This window comes from Ilyomonas limi (assembly GCF_005233845.1).
Lineage (GTDB): Bacteria > Bacteroidota > Bacteroidia > Chitinophagales > Chitinophagaceae > Ilyomonas > Ilyomonas limi.
The window spans coordinates 21,918-42,294 of sequence record NZ_SZQL01000011.1 but is presented as its reverse complement, the minus strand read 5'-3'; the positions used below and the strand labels follow the sequence as shown (position 1 = coordinate 42,294).

At 36.1% G+C, this 20,377-nt stretch carries 15 protein-coding genes; 6 read left to right on the top strand and 9 right to left on the bottom strand.

Annotated elements, in window-relative coordinates; translation table 11 throughout:
- Positions 1 to 7 precede the first annotated feature (7 nt).
- The 8 genes from FC093_RS14000 to FC093_RS13965 all read right to left on the bottom strand — a co-directional run bounded on the left by FC093_RS14000 (position 8) and on the right by FC093_RS13965 (position 9,909).
- Entirely contained in the window at positions 8 to 1,156 is a 1,149-nt protein-coding gene (locus FC093_RS14000) for a glycosyltransferase family 4 protein (protein WP_137262422.1), read from the bottom strand.
- Between the two features lie 109 nt (positions 1,157 to 1,265).
- Positions 1,266 to 2,135 (bottom strand): glycosyltransferase family 2 protein, encoded by an 870-nt coding sequence (locus tag FC093_RS13995; protein WP_170971089.1) that lies wholly within the window; start codon positions 2,133 to 2,135, stop codon positions 1,266 to 1,268.
- The gene (locus FC093_RS13990; RefSeq protein WP_137262420.1) at positions 2,107 to 3,138 is read right to left on the bottom strand and encodes a hypothetical protein; all 1,032 of its coding nucleotides are present in this window, start codon (positions 3,136 to 3,138) and stop codon (positions 2,107 to 2,109) included. The genes FC093_RS13995 and FC093_RS13990 overlap by 29 nt, the downstream gene beginning before the upstream one ends.
- Positions 3,139 to 3,430: 292 nt before the next feature.
- Positions 3,431 to 4,078, bottom strand: coding sequence for an acyltransferase (locus FC093_RS13985; RefSeq protein WP_206106575.1), 648 nt, complete (start codon positions 4,076 to 4,078; stop codon positions 3,431 to 3,433).
- A gap of 65 nt (positions 4,079 to 4,143) precedes the next feature.
- Positions 4,144 to 5,469, bottom strand: coding sequence for an MATE family efflux transporter (locus FC093_RS13980; protein ID WP_137262419.1), 1,326 nt, complete (start codon positions 5,467 to 5,469; stop codon positions 4,144 to 4,146).
- A 16-nt stretch (positions 5,470 to 5,485) separates the two neighbouring features.
- Positions 5,486 to 6,400, bottom strand: a complete 915-nt coding sequence (locus tag FC093_RS13975) for a sulfotransferase family protein (RefSeq protein WP_137262418.1) — start codon at positions 6,398 to 6,400, stop codon at positions 5,486 to 5,488.
- Between the two features lie 335 nt (positions 6,401 to 6,735).
- The gene (locus FC093_RS13970; protein ID WP_137262417.1) at positions 6,736 to 9,081 is read right to left on the bottom strand and encodes a GumC family protein; all 2,346 of its coding nucleotides are present in this window, start codon (positions 9,079 to 9,081) and stop codon (positions 6,736 to 6,738) included.
- Between the two features lie 15 nt (positions 9,082 to 9,096).
- Positions 9,097 to 9,909, bottom strand: coding sequence for a polysaccharide biosynthesis/export family protein (locus tag FC093_RS13965; protein ID WP_137262416.1), 813 nt, complete (start codon positions 9,907 to 9,909; stop codon positions 9,097 to 9,099).
- 393 nt (positions 9,910 to 10,302) lie between these two features.
- Here FC093_RS13965 and FC093_RS13960 point away from each other — a divergent pair, with 393 nt between their 5' ends.
- From FC093_RS13960 to FC093_RS13935, 6 genes are all read left to right on the top strand, one after another.
- Positions 10,303 to 11,271 (top strand): sulfotransferase family protein, encoded by a 969-nt coding sequence (locus tag FC093_RS13960; protein ID WP_137262415.1) that lies wholly within the window; start codon positions 10,303 to 10,305, stop codon positions 11,269 to 11,271.
- 260 nt (positions 11,272 to 11,531) lie between these two features.
- A complete protein-coding gene (locus FC093_RS13955; protein WP_137262414.1) occupies positions 11,532 to 12,743 on the top strand; it encodes an alginate lyase family protein in 1,212 nt (403 codons plus the stop codon).
- A 562-nt stretch (positions 12,744 to 13,305) separates the two neighbouring features.
- Complete coding sequence (locus FC093_RS13950; RefSeq protein ID WP_137262413.1) at positions 13,306 to 14,124, top strand: class I SAM-dependent methyltransferase; 819 nt, start codon at positions 13,306 to 13,308, stop codon at positions 14,122 to 14,124.
- 735 nt (positions 14,125 to 14,859) lie between these two features.
- A complete protein-coding gene (locus tag FC093_RS13945) occupies positions 14,860 to 16,050 on the top strand; it encodes a hypothetical protein (RefSeq protein ID WP_137262412.1) in 1,191 nt (396 codons plus the stop codon).
- Positions 16,051 to 16,866: 816 nt separating this feature from the next.
- Positions 16,867 to 17,625 (top strand): hypothetical protein, encoded by a 759-nt coding sequence (locus FC093_RS13940; RefSeq protein WP_137262411.1) that lies wholly within the window; start codon positions 16,867 to 16,869, stop codon positions 17,623 to 17,625.
- Positions 17,626 to 17,944: 319 nt separating this feature from the next.
- On the top strand, positions 17,945 to 18,130 hold the full coding sequence (locus FC093_RS13935) for a hypothetical protein (RefSeq protein WP_137262410.1): 186 nt from the start codon (positions 17,945 to 17,947) through the stop codon (positions 18,128 to 18,130).
- Positions 18,131 to 18,479: 349 nt separating this feature from the next.
- Here FC093_RS13935 and FC093_RS13930 read toward each other — a convergent pair whose 3' ends face one another.
- Positions 18,480 to 20,357, bottom strand: a complete 1,878-nt coding sequence (locus FC093_RS13930; RefSeq protein ID WP_137262409.1) for a M1 family metallopeptidase — start codon at positions 20,355 to 20,357, stop codon at positions 18,480 to 18,482.
- Positions 20,358 to 20,377 lie beyond the last annotated feature (20 nt).

Sequence of the window (20,377 nt, the reverse complement as noted above, 5' to 3'; positions counted from 1 at the left end):
TTACGGACTAAATGTTTATAGCCTTATACATTTGAGCACTCATGTTTAAAATACTAGCTTCGTTTAAAACAGTCTCGTAGGCATTCTTGCTCAAAGATGATAATAGATTTTCGTTATGCAGCACATCAAGAATTTTGTTGGCCATTTCTTCTTTATTATCTTCCTGAACAAAGTATCCGTTAATTCCATCTTTAAGAAATTGAATTTCGGGACTGTGAAAATTGATATTCTCAGTAATTATCGGTAGTCCAAAGCAAAAGGAATGAACAATAGCAAGCCCTACATAGCCCGGCATTATAAATAAGTCGCTGACTTTAAAATACTTGCCAACTTCAAATTCCTCAAAAATATAGCCTCTGAAGTGAACATTACCAGTAATGCCAAGTTGCTCGGTGATCTCAGTTAATGATTTTTTTTGGTCGCCATCGCCAATAATAATCAGATGAACGTTTTTGTCCCTTTTCAAGATTTCGGCAAGGGCATATAGTGCATTATGTACTTTTTTATAAATGTTTAACCTTCCGGAGAATAGTAAAATTTTGGATTGTTTATTTATTAAAGGTGATATTTCTGATAAGAACTGAACCTTATCAAGCTGAGAACTCACCTGATGATTTATAACTAGTAAGCGTTCCGTATCTAAAGTATTGGGGGCAACAAAAATTTTTTCTTTCTTAATACCGGCATCAATTAAATATTGCTTTCCTTTAGGAGAAAACGTAATAATAGCCTTACCTAAGCTAAGGAAAAACTTCACGTATGCGTCTTTTACATTCCGTTTAAATTTGTTGGATATAGGTTTATGGTCGTAAGCATGTGTCCACCATACGAATTTTATTCCTAATATTCGGCATAGTATGCAAGCTATGTATTCTGTTATTTGTGTAGCATTATTAAGTGCTAATACACAGGATGGCTTGTGTTTAATGATGTAGGTAATTGCCCCTGGAAAAAAGCTTGTCTTTGATTGGTGCGAAAATAAATTTTTAAATAGCTTGTATTTTAAACGATCATTTTCTTTCAGGTAATCTTTAAGCATTCCTGTAGATAAAATTGTTACATCATAATTATATTTTTTTGCAAAGTAAGTAAGTACTTCATTTCTATACAGTTGCCAGTTAGCGTCTCGTGAGATAAAAAAAAGTTTGTTTGCCATTATAGATTAGCCCAATAATTCTGATTAATATATAGGTAATAGATTACCAGCAGAGTTAATAAAATATTTATTAGTATATTCCTAAATTCAGATTACATATAAAGGTGATTTAGGCGCTAAGATATTTTTGTAACAATGATTTCAAAACTCTTGTCATATCCAACGTAAAATAAAAAACAGGAAAACTCTTAGCATGCTTTTTAGCCCATCTCCATCTGTTATTTAAGTTTACCGGAGACTTCATAGAAGTTAATGAGATTTTTAAATATTCAATTATTGATTTATAGTTTTTTCTTTTCAAGCCTGTTTCTTGCGTATGACTATATACCACGGCTTTTGATGAAATAAACAGATCAAACCCGGCTTTTTTAGCTCTTAATGAAAAATCATGATCTGCTCTGTAATGCGGGAAGTTAACCTCATCGTACAAACCAATTGATTTAAATACCTTTATTGGAATTAATACACCTCTTCCTGGTAAATAAGAAGTCTCTAATAAATTGCTTTTTCTCTGTATCTCACTTAAAGTTGTTTTGGATGTTATATTGTGTTTTGCTGCACCGGTATAAGCATTCCATTTTACACCTGCGTAATGAACAAATGTTTTTTCCTCAACATCAACTGTCACAGATCCAATTAAAGCATTGGGCTTTAGCTGGCTGGCTTTGCACAATTCATCTAAATAGTTATTTGGAACTACAAGATCATTATTCAGAGACAAAATAAAGTCATCTTCTGTTGAAGCGTTTTTTAGTACAAATTCAACTCCCTTATTCATAGCGCCGGTCCACCATAGATTGCCATCTCCCTGTAAAACAGCTACATCAGGAAAGTTGGTTTTTAAGTATGCAGAGGTTCCGTCAGAAGATCCGTCATCAACAACGATAATCCTTTTTTCTTCTTTTTGTGATATTAAGGATTCTATACAGTTTATAGTGTACTGTAACCGATCATGAACCGGGATAATAATATAAATCATTTTTTTCAAAATGGTATAAAAAAATGAACATAATAAAGAAGGGCAAAATAAGTATAGTTTCTCCAAAGCTTATACTTACAAGGATTAATATGCAATAGAATACATATTCTCCTTTCCGGAGAAAAAGTTTACAAAATTTGGCAAATCTGTTTAAAAGATAAATAAAACCAACTAACCCGAATTTTGCACAAAAATCCATAATTCCATTTGAGAGATTAACATTGTATTTGCTGACATACAAATCTTTATATTCATTGCTTATTCCCATTATCATCTTAAGACCAAAAGTATAATAAACAAACAAAATACTGGCAAAACGATTAAGGGGTATTTGCCTTTCTGCATTAATATAATACTTGTTTAGTTTATCGAGTTCGTTATAATCAGCCAGATCTGAAGAATATATATCAGTTATTTTATCACCAAGAAATGGAACCTGATAAATAAGTACCAGAACTATAATTAGCAACACAACAATACCAAAATTGACTTTGCCACCCTTTACCCGGTAAAACATAAAAAGTATTAGAAAAAATGCTGCATAAGCTGTTGTAGATAAGGTTGTTAAAAGTGCAATCAGTAAGATTTTTAGTTTTTTATCTACTTTAAAATTCTCGTTAAATAGATGCAATAAAATACCTATGATCAGAAAACACCCGTACGCCCCAGGTTCCCATGAAAAGCCGGAATTCCGGAAATAATGTTTTTCATTGTAAGTATAAAATAAAAAGTTAGTGTACTCATCTGACCTGGGAATAGGTGGTAAAAAGCCTTGAATTGCCTTGCCTATGGTTAATATAGCCTTACCGCCCAAAGTAATTTGTATTGCATAAAAGAGCAAAGAAATAATAGCCAGGTCTGTAATAACTTTTACAAGATATTTTATTGCTCTTCCTTTTAAGTATGCACAAAAAAGGTAAGTAACTAAGATGTACTTAATCAGGTACAGAATATCACTTTCTATGTAATCGAAAGATAACTTATTGTAAAGGTTGCGTACCATTATAAGTAAAAGATAACCTACGGTAAACAGCAGCAATACTCTGGCATCCCTGAGCTTTATTTTTTTTTGTTCGAAGCATAAGAAAAGTAGTATCAGTTCAAAAACAATCCAGTATATATCGTTTATGAAAAGGAAATTCGCCTTTGAGGAAATAAGTACAAAAAAGAAAGTTATGATGTAATAAATATTCATTATAAATAAAAGTTTATAAACAGATATAAACTTTTAAAGAATTTGGTTATTTGATTTGATGTTCAGTATACTTTCGTTATGCCGGTTACTAGCTAAAATACTATGATGTAAGGCTTCTTATTTTTTTTGCTGGATTACCAGCCCATATCTCGTTTGGAGGAATTGGTTTTGTTACTACACTACCAGCGCCTACAATAGAATTCCGTCCGATGACTACGCCTTTTAAAATCAGAGAATGAGCACCTATAAAAACATTATCTTCTATAATAATTTCTTTACTCATAACATTGGTTTTTACTTCCGGTATAGCAGTTCTCTCTTCAAAATTCAAAGAGTGAAAATCAGTATCGTAGATAGCTACATTACCACCTATTAATACATTATTGCCTATTTCAATTAACTTGTGGCAAACAATAGCAAGCGAGCTTACACCAACATTGTTTTTTATTTCCAGCTTTCCTTTTACATTGAAAATGCATCTTTGTTGTCTGCCAATAACATTTCCCGAAAAGCCGTTATTCATTCTAAAGTTTTTACCAATAATAATTTTGCCAGCTTTGTGAATTTTTATGTAAGGAACGCCCTTGGTTTTGAAAGTAGAATAATTAACCCGATTTAGTTTAAATAAAATTTTAGTTTTAAGCTTCCAATATGGAGTAATTATAGATGTCATTAATTGCAGTAATTTATGCGAAACCGGTTCGTTTGTTGTTACAGTAAATGAATTTTTACCCAGGGTGTTCAACACTTGTGCTTTTATAACCTATCCCTTCTTCCTCATCAAGAGTGATCTTAAAATGATGAAATACAGTTTTAACTAAATCTACCTTTAACAGGAAATATATTTAAAGTGTTAAATCCCAATCGCTTCTTAACCATACCTGCCATTACGATATTTTGTAACGCAATAGATAAAGCAATAGCAATGGAACCGCCCAAAGCTCCGTAATTTTTTATAAGTATATAATTTAGCAATAAGGCTAATGAACCAAAAATTGCAGTTATATTCTTAAGATCTTTTTCATGTCCACTCATCATTAACAGGTAGCCTACAGATCCGGTTAGCACATTTACATATTGCCCTAAACAAAGTATACGAAGCATTGGCGCTGCATTAATAAAATCTTTTCCAAACACTTGAAGTATAAATGTGGGAAAGAGTAAAATAAAAATGACCAATGGAGTTGCAAACAGCACCATTAATCGTGTAGAGTTAATAGCGTATTTTTTCAACTCTTCATACTTTTTCTGGTTGTATAAACTGGCAAACCTGGGAGCACTTATCATATTTACAGCTACTAATATAAACGATATAAGTGCGGATGTTCTTTGTGCAATAGCAAACTGTGCAAATTCATCAGGCTTGATATAAATACCTCCTATGAATTGCCCTCCCCACTGAATTCCTAACAGTAAGATACTAAAAATCCATAACGTATAGGATGCATTCCAAATATTTGGAGGTAGTTGTCCTTCGTTATCTTTTAGAGCAGGCAGATAATTCCTGCAGGCAAATAATGCAACAATCATATTAGCAATACAAGCTGCTAAATATAATTTGGCAAGCTCAACTGCACTCACTGGTTTTAGTATTAATATCAATATGCTTAGCCCAACCTGAACAAAAATGCCCTGAATTGAAACTGATAAAGTAACCTTTCTTAAACCTTGTAAGACATATGAAAGAAAAAAAGCTACAGTTAAAAAAGGGACAGATAGAAGCATCCAAAAAAGAATAGGCCCAAGTTCTTCTTTTTTAAAAAAATAAGTTGCTATAAATGAATTAAAGGTTAAAAGCAATACAGTTAGACCAACTGAGAAAATAATTAAAATCTTACCGAATTTTTTTACTAAAAAGGTAAGTTGGTGCAAGGTTTTATTACTGTTATAAATTCCTGCATATCTAATGAGAAGATTATCGCTTCCAAATCTCAAAATGGTAGATAACACTGTTGTAATGGTGAGGCATAGAAAAAAATAACCAGAATTAAATGATCCAAACTGCCTGGCTATAACTAGGTTTAAAATAAACGTAGCAAAAGCAGAAAGCACCCTAACGGCAAAAGCAAAGCCGGATTCTATAAGTACATGTTTCTTATTACTGATGAATTTTTTGCCTTCTACAATTTTTTGCAACATATTATTTGGGTAACATTTACTTCTTTTTTAGCCATTGGCTCAAATCCGTTTTTAATAGCTCCTCAAGCTTTAAAATATCATCCCTGTATAGATCTACAAGAAAATTATGGGTTTCAGGTAGTAAACGCAATTCGGGATTTTTCCTAAAATTGTTACGTATTTTAGAAGCTAAACGATACCTGTCTGCATCACCAAAAAAAGTTGAAAATACCCTTTTGGAAGTACTCTTTAAAACATTGTCATTAAACAGCAACCATTTAACAAATTTATTTTTTGGAACACCAGATTTATTGTGAATACGCCCCGTGTCAATAGGTACTTCCTTTACATCCAGAAAAGCAAATACATCTTTTACAACTGCACTGGTATCTTTATTAAATTCATCAAACAATATGATTTTAACATGAGAAAAGGACTGCATGTATTTCTTAACGGCCTCATAGTAAAATCCTTGTTCTGTAAAATACCAGAAGGCAAACCAGTTATCTGCTTTTCTTGTATTTTCAAGCTTTAATCCATCTTCAAAGGTGTTATTTTGTTTATTAGCTAAGAATACATAGTTGGAAAAAGCTCTGGTTACAGGGTTTCTTAACATGATTATTATATGTGGATCAGCGACTGTAGTTTTTAGCTTTGGAATAACAAGTTCGTGGTAGTACATGTAATGTACACTTGCATCACACCTGAATTTTGCGGTTTCCCCCTTTTTAAATCTTTCCTTATAATTTTCTTCTGTAAAAGCACTTAACCTGATCAAATTCTCGTACAAAGGATCTTTTTCTGAAACATTTTTAACTATCTCATTAATAAAAAATCTTGGTTCTTTAATGGTAGGAACAAATATTTCATCATGCTGTTTTAGATACTCACACAATGAGGTTGTACCCGACTTTGGTGCACCTGGAATAATCAAATTGGGTAAAAGATACATTCTAATAATTTAAATTCTTTACATTCTAAGTGAAGTTGCAAAAGTTTTTTCATAAACGAGATTTGGGAGGCACTACGACATAATGTATAGGAATCTCTTAATCCTTCCTGGTAAAGACTTCCAATTTGTTAAATCAATATGACTTCAGATTTGTAGACCACGAATTCTTCAAAAACTTTTGCAACTTCACTTAGTAAACAGTTTAACATCAAAGAAATATAGTTTCTACTGCTTATACTTACAAGTAATTGTACTATCTACACTAAACTTCTTAAGCTTATGTACCTTTCTATAAAAAAGATTTTTATTCATTTATACTGTTGAATTTACATACATTATTTTGAACTAGAATATCCATATCCATATCCATATCCATATCCATATCCATATCCATATCCATACGCTGTACCTTTCCTTACATCATTAACCACTATGTATAAATTAGATAAATTTTCTGTCTTTATAAGCTCATCAGTCGCTTTAAGGCTGTTCTTATAACTATGTTTCTGCCTTACTATATAAAAGTTAATATCGCTAAACCTCATAAGGATACGTGCATCTGCTACTGCACTCACCGGAGGTGAATCCATTATTATAAGATCAAAATGTTGCTCAAGCTCGCTAAATAATGTAGTTACAATAGGATTAATTAATAGCTCTGCGGGATTCGGAGGTATAGGTCCAGAACCCATCAGATATACAGATGAATCACCAACCTGCTGTATATAATCAAGAGGAGAATTTTTTTGATGAACTACATATTTCGTAAAGCCTGTATTATTAGGCATCTTTAATATTTTAGACAGCTTAGGTTTACGTAAATCAAGCTCCATTAATAAAACTTTTTTACCTGCTAATGCATATATATGAGCGAGATTAGCTGCTATAAAAGATTTTCCTTCGGAAGGCATAAATGAAGTGATAAGTATTTTCGGACATTTCTTTGCAGGTACCAAAAACTCCATTTTGGTTCTTATAAGCCTGAACTGCTCGGAAACTACGGAGCGACTTTCTTTGTCTGTTAGCATCACTTCCGGCTGATCACTATGACTTATTTCAGCTATTATAGGAGTGGCTGTATTTTCTTCAATATCTTCTCTTGTTTCTACTCTGGTATTTAAAAGTTGTGTTACCATTACTATGCCTGTGGGGATACCTACCCCCAGGAGTAAAGCAATTGCGAGCGTAAGCAATTTACTGGGAAAGTAAGGTTCATACTCGCTCTTTGGTTTAGCAATTACACTGGCACTTGGTATATTAGAAGCCTTTGTAATGGCTATTTCTTCTTTTTTCTGCAATAAATACAGATAAAGTGCCTGCTTAACATCTCTTTCGCGCGAAAGGTTAACATAGCGCCTTTCCTGTGCCGGTACACTTTTTATGAGTGAGCTGAACTGTGAGTTTTCGTAGGAAAGCTGCTTTTTGCTCATAAGCAGTACTTTCTCCTGGCTCTGCAAACTTTTGATAATATCTGACCTTAAATTGCTTATCTGCTCATCCGCATTTTGTATTATCGGATTGTTTTCCTGTATAGTAAGTACAAGCCTATCTCTTTGTACTAAAGCCGTATTGTATTTATCTACAAGTGCTAAAAAAATAGGATCTGCGTTTAAAAGGGCAGGAACCGGACGATGATTATTTTTTTCGTCTTGAATGTATTTAAGCATGGTTTCAACAACGTTCAACTGCACTTCAACTTCATTCTGTTTATCTAAATAGCTGCTGGAACTGGCAACTAACTGCTTAGATTGTTCTGAAATATCTGTTAGATTGTTGGATTGCTTAAAGTTTTGAATATCTCCCTCTATATTGTTCAAATCTTCTGCTACTAGGGTTATGCGGGAATTAATAAAACTAAGAGCACTGTCAGATATACTATATTTTTCGTTCAGGTTGCGGTTTAAATATACATCAATCAGCTTTCTTAGTATTGTTTCGCCTTTAAGCGGAATGTTAGTTACAAAATCTAAAGTAATTACATCTGTTTCTTTATCAGGAATAGCAAGGGACAGATTTTTGATCAAGTTTTCAATTACTTCATCTGGTGAAGCAATAACAAAAGAATAATCAAGATTTTCAAAGGGCTTCCCGGTTTTTGTTATACATATTTTACCAACTGGTGTAATCAAAGTATCATTGAATTTAGATTTTGCGTGAAAATCTGAATCACTTATTTTACTTTCAATTTCATACGTTTGATAATTTGCATCTTTTGGGAATGTTATTGAAAACATTGCTGTTAAAACAGAATCTGAGTCTGGAATATAACTTACCTCAAAAGGAGACCTTTGATAAATTTCTTTTGTATTTATAACACCGCTTTGCTGGTAAATAACATTAAGGTTTAAGTCCTTAACAACTTTCTCAAGTAAATCCCTGGTTTGTAATATTGCCAGTTCGTCATTCACACTGTTTGTCATATTAAACAGTCCACTAAAATCTTCCATCATACTGGATTGCAAAAAACTTGAGGTTGTACTATTAGCTTGGTTTTGCGCTATTAATACCTGTGCATGAATTTTATAGAGCGTTGTTGCGTATCTAAAAAAAAGAAAAGCTCCAAGTAATGCTAAAACAATACATATGCAGTAAAGCTTCCAATAACTTAGATACTTAAATAGTATCTTTTTTACATCTAAGTTTTCTTCCTTTTCTTTTACGAGCCTTGTATCCACATTCATTATTTAAAAGGATATTTAAAATTTTACGCGGGAAAATAAAACAATAAGTACAGAGAGTCCCGAGGCAATAAGTGTAATGTTTCTGTTACGCGTAGCGTCAGAGTTATTTATTTTAGCCTTATTTGGCTCAACATAAATTACATCATTTGACTGGAGATAGTAGTATGGTGAACTAATGACATCTTTTGAGTTTAGATCCAAATGCACCAAGTTTTTTACGTTATTGATGGTATCTCTTAACAATAAGATGTTTTCTCTTTTGCCATAAATTGTCAAATCACCTGCAAGGCCAAGAGCATCTAAGATGCTTACTTTTTCATTAGGTATAATATAGGTGCCTGGCCTGGTTACCTCACCAATTACAGTGACTTTAAAATTCGCAAACTTTACATTTACAATAGGTTCTTTTACGTAAGCAACCATTTTTTGCCTTATTAACTCCTTTGCCTCAACGGTTGTCAACCCAATCACCTTTACTTTTCCGGTAAAAGGAAGTTCGATTTCGCCATTCTGATCCACCAAATATCCGGGAACTGCCGATTGCTGACCACCACTATTTATACTTCCGGCAATTGCAGCAGGCGTAAAAGTATTGGGAGCATTTAATAACGTATTAGTTGTCGGATCTATTGTTTGTATGGTAATATTCAGAATATCGTCTGTCTGTATACGTGGGTAATTGAAATTAGCAAGCAATACAGAAGTTTTTTTTGCAGTATCAGCAAAATCTTTAAAATAAGTAACGTTTTTGTTAGTACTACATGAAGTTAAACTCAAGAATAAAATAAATAGGTAAACTAATGATATTGTATTAAGGAAATATCTCATGATATGCCGGGAAAATTTGTGCAAATGTATAGTCTTGAAAAACGTAAAATTCAATGCTTGCCTAAAGAATTGATTATTTTAGTAATTACTTGGAAAAAAACAAGATAAAAATGTAGGTGTATGAGGCAAACAGCTACAAAATTTTTGCTTTAATTGTAAAATAAACGTAAATCTTACGGCTAAAAAGCAAATTAGTTAAATAGCCTCCTTGTATAATAAAACTCATGCTTTGCACCAGCCAATATTGATACCAACAAGTATAAATATTTTATTTATTACAACATCTCAGTATATAATCTCAAGCACAATTTTATTAATACGATGAATCATCATATCACTTAAAAACCCGTTTTTAAAATATTTCGCTTTAATTAGCGGCTTTAATTCAAAAATATGTCAGTAGAACAGTCGCCCTTATTTGTATGTGGTTTCCCGAGCGGCGGTACAGATTTAACTAAAAACATTCTAAACGCTCACCCCAAAATAGATATCTCAGGTGAAATGCCTTTTATATACTATTTATACAAGTATGGATATTCAGCAGATACCACATTTAATGACCTGAATGGTATTGAAGTATTTCGAGATTTAATGAAAAAAATGGATAGATGGAACAATTTAAAAAATATAAATTATTCCTCCTATCAATATCCTGTTAGCATTCAACATGTTCTACATAGCTGGTTTACATCAGAAGGTGTTAGTATTTGGGGCAATAAGACCCCTCAGAATAGTGAAAATATTGATAATCTGTTAAAAATTTTTCCGAAATGTAAGCTTATAATTGTTGTAAGGGATATTCGAGATGTCTCCTTATCCTGGAAAAGGAAATGGGGAAAGGATTATTTATTGTGTGCTCATAAGTGGCAGGCAAGGATGAGTAAAGCTTACCAAATGCTACAAAAACTACCTGAAGATCAATATAGTATATTGCGCTACGAAGATTTTGTATCTGATGTTGAATTCTTTTCAAAAAAGATATGTGAGTTTTTAAATATCGAATGGTCATCAAATATGTTAAACTACCAGTTGCATCTTCAAGAACGTATTGAGGGGAAAATAAACTACGGTGAGAGAATAATTAGTAATAATTTTAATAAGTGGAAGAATGAATTAAATAATCGGGAGGTTAAAAGAATAGAAGAAATAGCTTTCAATACACTCAAGCTCTTTTCGTATGAAGTACAAGTAGCTACTAAACAAGTACCCTTAACTACTTTCGAAAAAATGACAGGTTTGATCAACGATATAGGTGCTATAATTGGGCATGGCAACAAATTTAACAATAACAACTCTATAGTAAAGAGAATGAAAACTCTGGCAGGAGATATAAGGCAAAATCTCCTTAAAGCCAAACAGTAGAGTAATAGAAATGCTAATATTCCTTTACAATTCCAATACGATTTAACCTTTATATCTATTAAAAGTCAATAATGCTTTGAGAACTGAAGATAACAACTGAGTGGGTTGTAATTCAAGGTTGCTAATTGTTGAGTATAAGCAATAATGATATGATAATAGACCCGAATGCTACTTCTGTGGCAAAATAGTTGCATTCTGGTATAGGTAGTTTACTGGCAATTGTAAAAGTGATTAATCGAATCCTCTTTATATTTCTTTCTATGAAAAAACATCAATTATTTACATTATTAGCATTTTCTATATTTCTTTTTCTTAAATCGGTAGATGCTCAAAATTCATCTTTTCAAATTGTGAATAAAACAAGTTTGGAAAATATCAAGAATAAAGTGCAGGATGGAAACAGCGATGCAAAGGCAATATTGGATAATTTAGTAAAGCAGGCCAATATTGTACTGAACTTGCACGTGCTATCTGTAACCTCCAAGGGTTTTGTACCTCCCAGTGGTGATAGACATGATTATTTAAGTTTAGCTCCATACTACTGGCCCGATTCTACAAAGCCTGGTACTAACAGTGCTTACATAAGAAAAGATGGAAGAATTAACCCTGAAATTAAAAAGATTTCAGATGAAACATTAAAAAATAAGTTAGTACGATCGGTAAAGCTTCTTGGATTTGCATATTATTTTACTAACGATGAAAAGTACGCTACCAAGGCTACAGAATTATTGCGCGGTTGGTTTATAGATACAGCTACGCGAATGAATCCCAATCTTAATTATGCCCAGTTTATTCCGGGAGTGAAATCTGGCAGAGGTGCAGGTTTGATTGAAACTTCTGCATTTATAGACATGCTCGATGCTGTTACATTAATAGAAAATTCATCTTCATGGACAGAAACCGACGATAAAGCTTTAAAACAATGGTTTGAAGATTTTCTGAACTGGATGCAAACCAGCACTAATGGTAAAGAAGAACACAACAGTAAAACTAATCACGGCACTTGGTACGATGCTCAAATAGTTTCTTATGCTCTATTTATTAATAAAGACGATTTTGCTAAGGATTACATAAAAACGTCACTGAAGCGAATAGAAGAGCAATTTGATAATGAAGGAAAACAACACTTTGAGTTAACACGTACTAAGGCATTGTCGTATAGTACTTTCAATCTTGAAGCATGGTTTAAATTAGCAACGCTTGCAGATAAGTTAGATATAGATTTATGGCATTATACCACCCCAGATGGTAAAAGTCTTAAAAAGGCGTTTGACTGGTTGTTGCCTTATGCGTTAGGAAATAAAAAGTGGGAATATAAGCAAATTGCTAAATATGATACGGAAACTATATATGAAATGCTTATAGAGGCAAGCAGGCACTATAAAGATGATACTTACCTACAATTGGCTAGGAATTTAGAATCAAGTATAAAAGATCCTGTGGTGTTAATTACTTATAGCAGTATTGGATAGCTTGTTTATTATAAGTTGCAATAGTTTGGGTGTGGTCTCGTACGGAAAATAAAATATTTACCAGCATTTTACAAATTTATATTGCTCCTATGGCATGTTTTGGTTTGCAGGAGCAATATCTTAATCCACTTAAATGAAGATGATATAACACAGATCATCCTGGCAGTTATAGCTGAGCGGTAAAATAAGATGGTAACTACCGGCACTGTGTAATAACATTATAACATATGCAAATATATTTAAATAGACCCTAATATAGTAGCTTTTATATCTGTAATAAGTTGTGTTGTATTAATGTGTTAAATATAAAATTGTTTTATCTTTTCCTTCTTAGTCATTTTCCACTGCTATGTATTATCTTTTGTATTAACTTGCTTTTTATAAATTGCTTTTATTTTCCAGAGATAGGAATGACATGTGATTAAGTTTAAACGGATTGCTTAAGAAAGTGATAAGGCTAATCACTTTATCATGACTGTAGATTACTTCCCTATTTATTTTTACTAAGAGTTATAATTTAATTGTTATCATCTTAACTAAAGCTAATAAATAAATTAATGTCATGAAAAGCACAGGTTTAGCATTAAATGATATGAAAGAGAATGAAATTCTGTTTCAAAATAATAAATACGGAAATACAGTTTTAAACGAGGCTGCGCATAGGACCGATAAGGCATTGTTTGAAGCAAGGTTCTTAACAGCTAAGGAAAAGGGGGGAAATAGTCGAGGTGTGTTATTCAACCAAGCTGTTTCAAAGCTTTTAAAAAATGATATTAGGGGAAAAAAGGTGCTGGATTACTGTTGCGGAAGAGGAGATTTAGCAGTTTATTTATCTCAGTTTGGAGCTGAAATTTACGGATTTGATATTTCAAAAAATGCTATCGAAGTTGCAAATTTTAAAGCTGCTGTTAATAATCAAAAAATTGACTTCAAAGTTATGGATGCCGAGAAGTTATCCTATCCCGATTCTTTTTTTGATTATGTTATTGGATTTGAAGCATTGCACCACGTAATATTATATCAAAATGTACCTGCAGAAATAAACAGAATTTTAAAAAAAGACGGGAAAGCCATTTTTGCAGAAAACTGGGGGCATGATAACATCTTTTATCAGATTGGACGAAGGTTGACAGCCTTGAAAAGTCATAAAAGTGATGAACGCGGTGAGGTAATCTTACACAAAAAATTAATCTCAGAAAAATTAAATAAACACTTCCAGGAAGTTGTTATAGAAAACTTCTCACTACTATATATATTTAAAAAGTATATTAGTAATAAATTCTTATTAAGAGTTTTGAGGTCAGTTGATAGCAAGTTGTTGAAGTTCTTTCCATCATTTTCAAGGTTATGCGGCGAAGCGGTTTTAGTATTAAAAAAATAGTAAATTAGTATTTCAGAAGTCACAGTTTATTCTTGTCCAGCACAATCGCAATCTCAATCAATTCCGGCAATAAGTCACCATATTCCGTTGCTATGTAAGGTGCTATTGGTGATTTGCCCTTACACTTAATGTAAAAGCTCCGGTTCTCTAGTATTTGCCAGAATGATAAAACAGTTGATGTCAGAGATGATGATTTTAGGCATTGATTACATTTCTTGAAAGCGATGATGCAGGAAAATAAAATATAGTAACATCGTAGCTATCTTGCAATTCAGCAAAATTCTTTTTTGTCCGGCTACTACTGTAGCTTATTTGAGGGAGTTTTCCTTGTTCATAAAGACAGCTTGCATCAGGCGTTGCAATTTTCCGGTGCCCACACCCACACTGTCCGGTAATAGTAAATATCAATATTTTTTACGGTCAAATAGGATTTTTTATCTAACGCTTAAGCGTTGGACCATGTTGTACTATCGTCGCCTGCGCTGCTTTGGAATTGTTACGAATTGGGAAGTAGCAGAATCCGGTTTTTGGCCGGCCGGTGTAGCGCTTATTAATGGATTATTAATTTAATTTATGCGTATTTTATTATTTGGTGTTCCATTTTGGATTTAATTTTACTGCATAGTAAAGCGTAGGTAAAGCCTACCCAAAGCCTGGGATAAGCCTGGTCAGGGGTAGTCGTAAATGAGCCCGCTTACTTTGTAAAAGTAGTTATTATTAAAATCCGGTATCCCTATGCCCTGGCGATTAGAGGCAATGCACCAGTTTATTGTTGATGGTGTGCATCCCGATCAGTTTATTACCTGTTCCGCAGCAGCATGTCCTTATTCGCAACTGCTGCAGCAGGCCAAACACAAGTCAAAAGCATTCCATTTCTATTTCCTGCAGCAGTGCACCGCTGCTAAGGATGCGAAAGCGTTAAAAATAACGGTACAAACTACGCAGGTAGCCGGTATTAGCTTGCTAAATACAATTGTTAGCCACCGGTGTATGCTGGATAGTATAGTACCCGATGCTGCTGTAAGATCAATGCTTCAGCGGTTGTATGATGCGTTGGATAACATGTTGTTGGAATTTTTAGAATACCTGCAGCAGTATTATCCGGCGTATTTTGGTACACAGTGCAGGTTGCCGGCTATTATGCTATCGCAATACCAGGTTAATCTCGGTAATCAGTTACCGGTACTGGAAACCGCACTCCTTCAAACGGCAGCCGACCCTGTGCTGGTGGCGATGGCCTTAAAACCCGTAAGGGCTTTCATCAATTTTTCCCCGCCCGCCGGTTTTACGTATGGGCAGGCGGCTTATCTGCAGGCATTGGTAGCTTCACTGCAGGAAGTGGCAAAAAATTCTACGGCGCACCCGCAGGAGGCAATCATCACCTGTTTGATGCAGCAAAATTTTAATGATTGGGAGTTTCTGAATTACCTGATGAACAGCCTGGTACAGGAAACCGCAGCTAAAGAGAGCCTGAAGGAAAAAGCAGACCAATGGACCTTTTATCTTAAGAAATATGAGCAGTTGTATGATGTATGTAATCCCATGCATAGCAACCAGCCGCCGGTAAAGGCTTGGCTTTGTAGCGCAATAAGGGGCGAATTGAATGATATTAATAAAAAACTGCAGGTTCCCGATAACACAGCGCCGTTCATGCCGGTAGCTGCTGCTGCAAGAGGAAAAATATTAACCGGATTATCCGTCAATCAGCTGGCGGTCATGTCGCGTTTACTGGTGGACAGCAAAATTATTCAGCACAGCAATCAGGCAGAATTACTGAAAATGTTTGCAGTTTCCCTGAAAACAGCCAAAGTGGATACCATTTCTCCCGACAGCTTGCGTGCTAAATATTACTCCCCCGATCAGGCTGCCATCACCATAGTCAAAGAATACCTCCTCCAAATGCTCACCCAGCTCAAAAAATATTAACTGGATTGTGATTAATGCATCATTACTCAAATAGCTGTAGTATAAATTCCCAGCATTTGGATGATAAGATACGACCTGTTAGAGGATTATTTGTAGGTAGCCCTAACTTAAATTAATTCCAATTCTTAGGAGAGAAAATACATTGGTGTTCATAAGGTCATTGCTGTCCAAACTATTCACCCAAAAACAGAAACCCATTTTAGGGTAAGTGGAGGCGAAGGCGGGACAAACGCGCGGAGCAATCGGGTTGTCCTTGAACTTTTTTGTTACTTTTTTCTTTCAAGAGAAAAAAGTAAGAGTGAGAACTATTATAAAAATGATACTCAAAAGAACTTACAGTCTCAGCATCAAAATAGATTTATTTTATTATAAACATATATAATTAATTGTGTACACTAAGTACGTGTATAATACTACATTCCATAAATTTAATACTTTATTCACTCTGCCAATAAGATAAGCTCCTTAGCAGCAGCCTCACGCCTGCAATACGGCTGTAATACCTACACCAACCTATCCGTCCAACCCTATTTTACTATTAACACATTGCCTTTACAGTGCCAGATCCATCTGGACTACCTGTCCCCGAAACGCAGCCGCGGGTTATTGTCATTCAACACCCATATCAACTGTATTTTATTCAAATATGTATTATAACAGCTTATCTTTCAACCATGTTGCAGGGGTACTGTAACCGCTGCAACTGTTCTTGCCTGTTGTCGCTTATTAAGTTTGTCCTGTCAATCACACATCATACGCGTGGATCGTGTGAGCGACACGGAATAAACATTTTTAAAATCCAAAAAAAGAATCATCATGGCAAAACAAACGGGCATACTGCCCATCGAAGGAACAATTGGTAACCTCACTTTTTTCAAATCAAAAGAGGGCTTTCTGGTAAGAAGTAAAGGTGGCATTGCGGCAGACAAAATAGCTACCGATCCTGCCTTTCAACGGACTCGCGAAAACATGGCCGAGTTTTCCAGGGCTGGTAAAGGAGCGAAATTGCTCCGGACCGCTTTTCGTGCGGCACTCATCAAATCAAAAGATCAATTGATTGTTAGCCGGCTGACAACGCAAATGCTGAAAGTAGTGCAGGCAGATGACGTAAACGATCGTGGACTGCGCAATGTGATTGATGGCGAAGCGCTGTTGCTCGAAGGATTTGAGTTCAACCGCAACGCACGCCTGTCTGCAACGCTGTATGCACCTTTCACGGCATCATTAGTGCGGTCTTCGGGCGCGGCAACGGTCACTGTTCCCGGCTTTGTCCCGCTCAATATGGTAACTGCTCCAACTGGCACTACGCATTTCAGATTGTTCTCGGGCGCGGCAGCAATTGATTTCGAAAACGAAAGCTATGAAGTGGATACTGCCGTAACCGCAGAAATGGTGTATGGCAATACGGCAATCGCTGATATGTCGCTCACTTGCGCATTGCCCGGCAACAGCACGTATCCCTTATTCCTTGTGTTTGGTATCGAATTTTTACAACAGGTCAATGGCAAGATGTATCCGCTTAACAACGGTACGTACAATGCCTGCAGCCTGATAAAAGTAGATGCGCCGGTTTAACAGCCTGCGCTAAGCCCCGTAAGGAGCCTGTTTAGTACACTGTCAGCTAATATCGTTAAACTACTGCCCAACCCGGTAGCGCCTCACTGGTTGGTATAACGGATATTGTGCATAAGCACCATCTGCCGGGGCGTAAACATTTTAGCTGGCAGTATATGTAAATGGATTAAGATACAAACAGCTAAATCGCCGGGAAAAGAAAGGAACACCAGGGTTGTGTTATTTCCTGTTTGCCGGCAGGCAGGTTGGTGCAGCCCGGTGTTTTGTACTTAAGAGTGGCGGTTTTAACGGTTCATGGTTCAATATAAAATCCAATATCATGCAAACACAAGCAAGCCCAGGCAGTATAACGCTTATATCCGCAATCGCAGGTACGCTCACCGGTTTTTACAAGGCTATGAATGCAGGTAGCAGTATCTTGCATACGGTTTTACTCACGGCAATCAGTGCTGCGGTAAGCTGTATCATATCGTTTTATCTGCAGCAATGGCTTAAGAAAAGGTAGCGTAGTTACCCAAAAAGGTCTGGTACTTACCAGACCTTTTTGCTATAACAAGAGTTTATACCAACTGGTTATTAAGCTGTGGATGTTCATTACAAGACAGTGCACATACCGTAAAATTACAGATACAGATTATACACTCCTGTAAGCCCTTCCTCTTGCTGTCAATGGCCATCTGTCATCTCCATAATAACTTGAATGAATGCATTATAATGCATTATAAAGAAGTACGGGAATAACAGGTCATTTCCATTTTATTGCTAAAGCTGTTATAAAGGGCTGACTATTACCACCTGAGACGCCTGTTAATCCGCACGCAGGCAAAACGTTATCTGAACCTGATGGCATTCTCCTATTTGCTCTTCCAGGTATTATTCCGTTCATCCGCATCCATAAAAATACCGTTGTCCAGCCGGATGGCCTGGATGGTTTTATTGCCAGGCACGATAACGGCAGCCGCTTTTTGGTTGGCACTCCAGGTAGTCGCAGTCTGGTGCAGGCTGTCGGTCGAACCATCGGTATAGCGGATCCGCACATCAAACGGTACGGGAAAGCCGCCGGTATTTTGTACGAAAATGGTATTATCGTTTGCGTTGTGCACTACATTTTGCACTGCAATATCAATATAGCCATTGCTAAAGAACCAATTGTTCCAAAACCAGTTTAAGTTATTACCCGATACATCATTAAATGTAAAAAAGAAATCCCAGGGGATAGGGTGCTTGCCATGCCAGCGGTCCATATATTCGTGCAGGCATTTGCGGAAGACATCATCGCCCAGCATATCTTTTAGAGCTAAATAAGCCAGCGACGGCTTGCCATAAGCATTATTGCCATAACCACTGCCACGCAAAACATTAGCTGGTGTAATAATGGGCAGGTCTTCCTCATCCGAAAGATCGTATATCCAGTTTACAATACGGAAGTTTTTGTACAGGTCATCTGCACGGTCTTTCCCCACATCAGCTATGCCTATTAAATACTCCAAAGTGGTTGCCCAGCCTTCATCCATAAACGGGTACCGCGTTTCGTTGATGCCCATGTAAAATGGAAAATAGGTATGCGCAATCTCGTGCTCTGCCACAAAGCGAGTAAAATCAGGGTTAGGCGTATGGCTGTCGTTAATCATCATCGGGTATTCCATGTCGGCATAGCCTTGCACGGCAGTCATTTTGGGATAAGGATACGGCACGCCCGGCCAGTGGTGCGAGAACCAGCTAAGCGCATGTTTGCCAAATTCCACCATGTGACGAAAATCCTGCGCTGTATCGTTGTACGCAGCCTGCATACTGGCACGGCGGTGGGTGGCATCGTCCACCACCACGCTCGAAGCATCCCACACATAATGATCGCTGATGGCAACGGTTACATCGGTAATGTTGTCGGCAGTCCAGCGCCAGGTGTTCAGCTTATTCTGTGCAGTCACCTTTTTACTGAGAAGCTCCTGCAGTGTGGCAATATGAATAACAGAATCAGAGGTCATGGATGCCTGCAGGCGTTTGTTATAAAGCGGTTGCAGTACGGCATCGGCATTTTGCAAGGTGCCTGTAGCCCATACGATGTAGTTTTTAGGCACCGTTACACTAAGGGTATAATCATTAAAATCGTTATAAAATTCCTGGTAATCCACAAATTCCACATCATCCCAACCGTTATAATCATCATACACCGATACGCGCGGATAGAAATAGGCAATATAAAAAGTAGTAGAATCCAGCATGCCTTCGCGGCCGCTTTTAAGCGATACATCGTAATGCCAGGCAACATCCAGATGTACTGAGTCGCCGGGATGCAATGCGGCGGGCAGCTTTACCGGATAAACGGTATTATGGTAATAATCTTCTTCCCAGGTTTGCAGTGCGCCATTAATGGCAAACGAATCTATATGCACGCCCGAAGTAAGATAGTTCGAATCGGCGGGGGTATACCGCACTGCTCCCGGCCGGTGTATATTGGGGATAATGCGTATCACTAAATATTGCAGTGTATCGGTGCTGCGGTTGAAATACACAATCTGCTCTGTGCCCCGGATAGTACGGCTGGGTGGCTGCGCCGTAATGCTGATATTGTACCGTCCATAATTTTGCCAGTATTTATCACCCGGCCTGCCTGTAACTGATCTGGTTTCACGGAGGTAAGCCTGTTTGATATTACGCGGCATATACAGACCTTGCGAACTGGCTTCTAAAAAGAAAAAGGAGAGAATACAACCTATAACTAAACGCATCATGGTGGATTATTTTATAAAAT

Bases quoted from the DNA above. Each gene is read 5' to 3' on its own strand.
- FC093_RS14000 (WP_137262422.1), bottom strand. From the start codon at position 1,156: ATGGCAAACAAACTTTTTTTTATCTCACGAGACGCTAACTGGCAACTG.
- FC093_RS13950 (WP_137262413.1), top strand. From the start codon at position 13,306: ATGAAAAGCACAGGTTTAGCATTAAATGATATGAAAGAGAATGAAATT.
- FC093_RS13945 (WP_137262412.1), top strand. From the start codon at position 14,860: ATGCCCTGGCGATTAGAGGCAATGCACCAGTTTATTGTTGATGGTGTG.
- FC093_RS13930 (WP_137262409.1), bottom strand. From the start codon at position 20,357: ATGATGCGTTTAGTTATAGGTTGTATTCTCTCCTTTTTCTTTTTAGAA.
- FC093_RS13980 (WP_137262419.1), bottom strand. From the start codon at position 5,469: ATGTTGCAAAAAATTGTAGAAGGCAAAAAATTCATCAGTAATAAGAAA.
- FC093_RS13965 (WP_137262416.1), bottom strand. From the start codon at position 9,909: ATGAGATATTTCCTTAATACAATATCATTAGTTTACCTATTTATTTTA.
- FC093_RS13995 (WP_170971089.1), bottom strand. From the start codon at position 2,135: ATGATTTATATTATTATCCCGGTTCATGATCGGTTACAGTACACTATA.
- FC093_RS13960 (WP_137262415.1), top strand. From the start codon at position 10,303: ATGTCAGTAGAACAGTCGCCCTTATTTGTATGTGGTTTCCCGAGCGGC.
- FC093_RS13955 (WP_137262414.1), top strand. From the start codon at position 11,532: ATGAAAAAACATCAATTATTTACATTATTAGCATTTTCTATATTTCTT.
- FC093_RS13990 (WP_137262420.1), bottom strand. From the start codon at position 3,138: ATGGTACGCAACCTTTACAATAAGTTATCTTTCGATTACATAGAAAGT.
- FC093_RS13940 (WP_137262411.1), top strand. From the start codon at position 16,867: ATGGCAAAACAAACGGGCATACTGCCCATCGAAGGAACAATTGGTAAC.
- FC093_RS13975 (WP_137262418.1), bottom strand. From the start codon at position 6,400: ATGTATCTTTTACCCAATTTGATTATTCCAGGTGCACCAAAGTCGGGT.
- FC093_RS13970 (WP_137262417.1), bottom strand. From the start codon at position 9,081: ATGAATGTGGATACAAGGCTCGTAAAAGAAAAGGAAGAAAACTTAGAT.
- FC093_RS13935 (WP_137262410.1), top strand. From the start codon at position 17,945: ATGCAAACACAAGCAAGCCCAGGCAGTATAACGCTTATATCCGCAATC.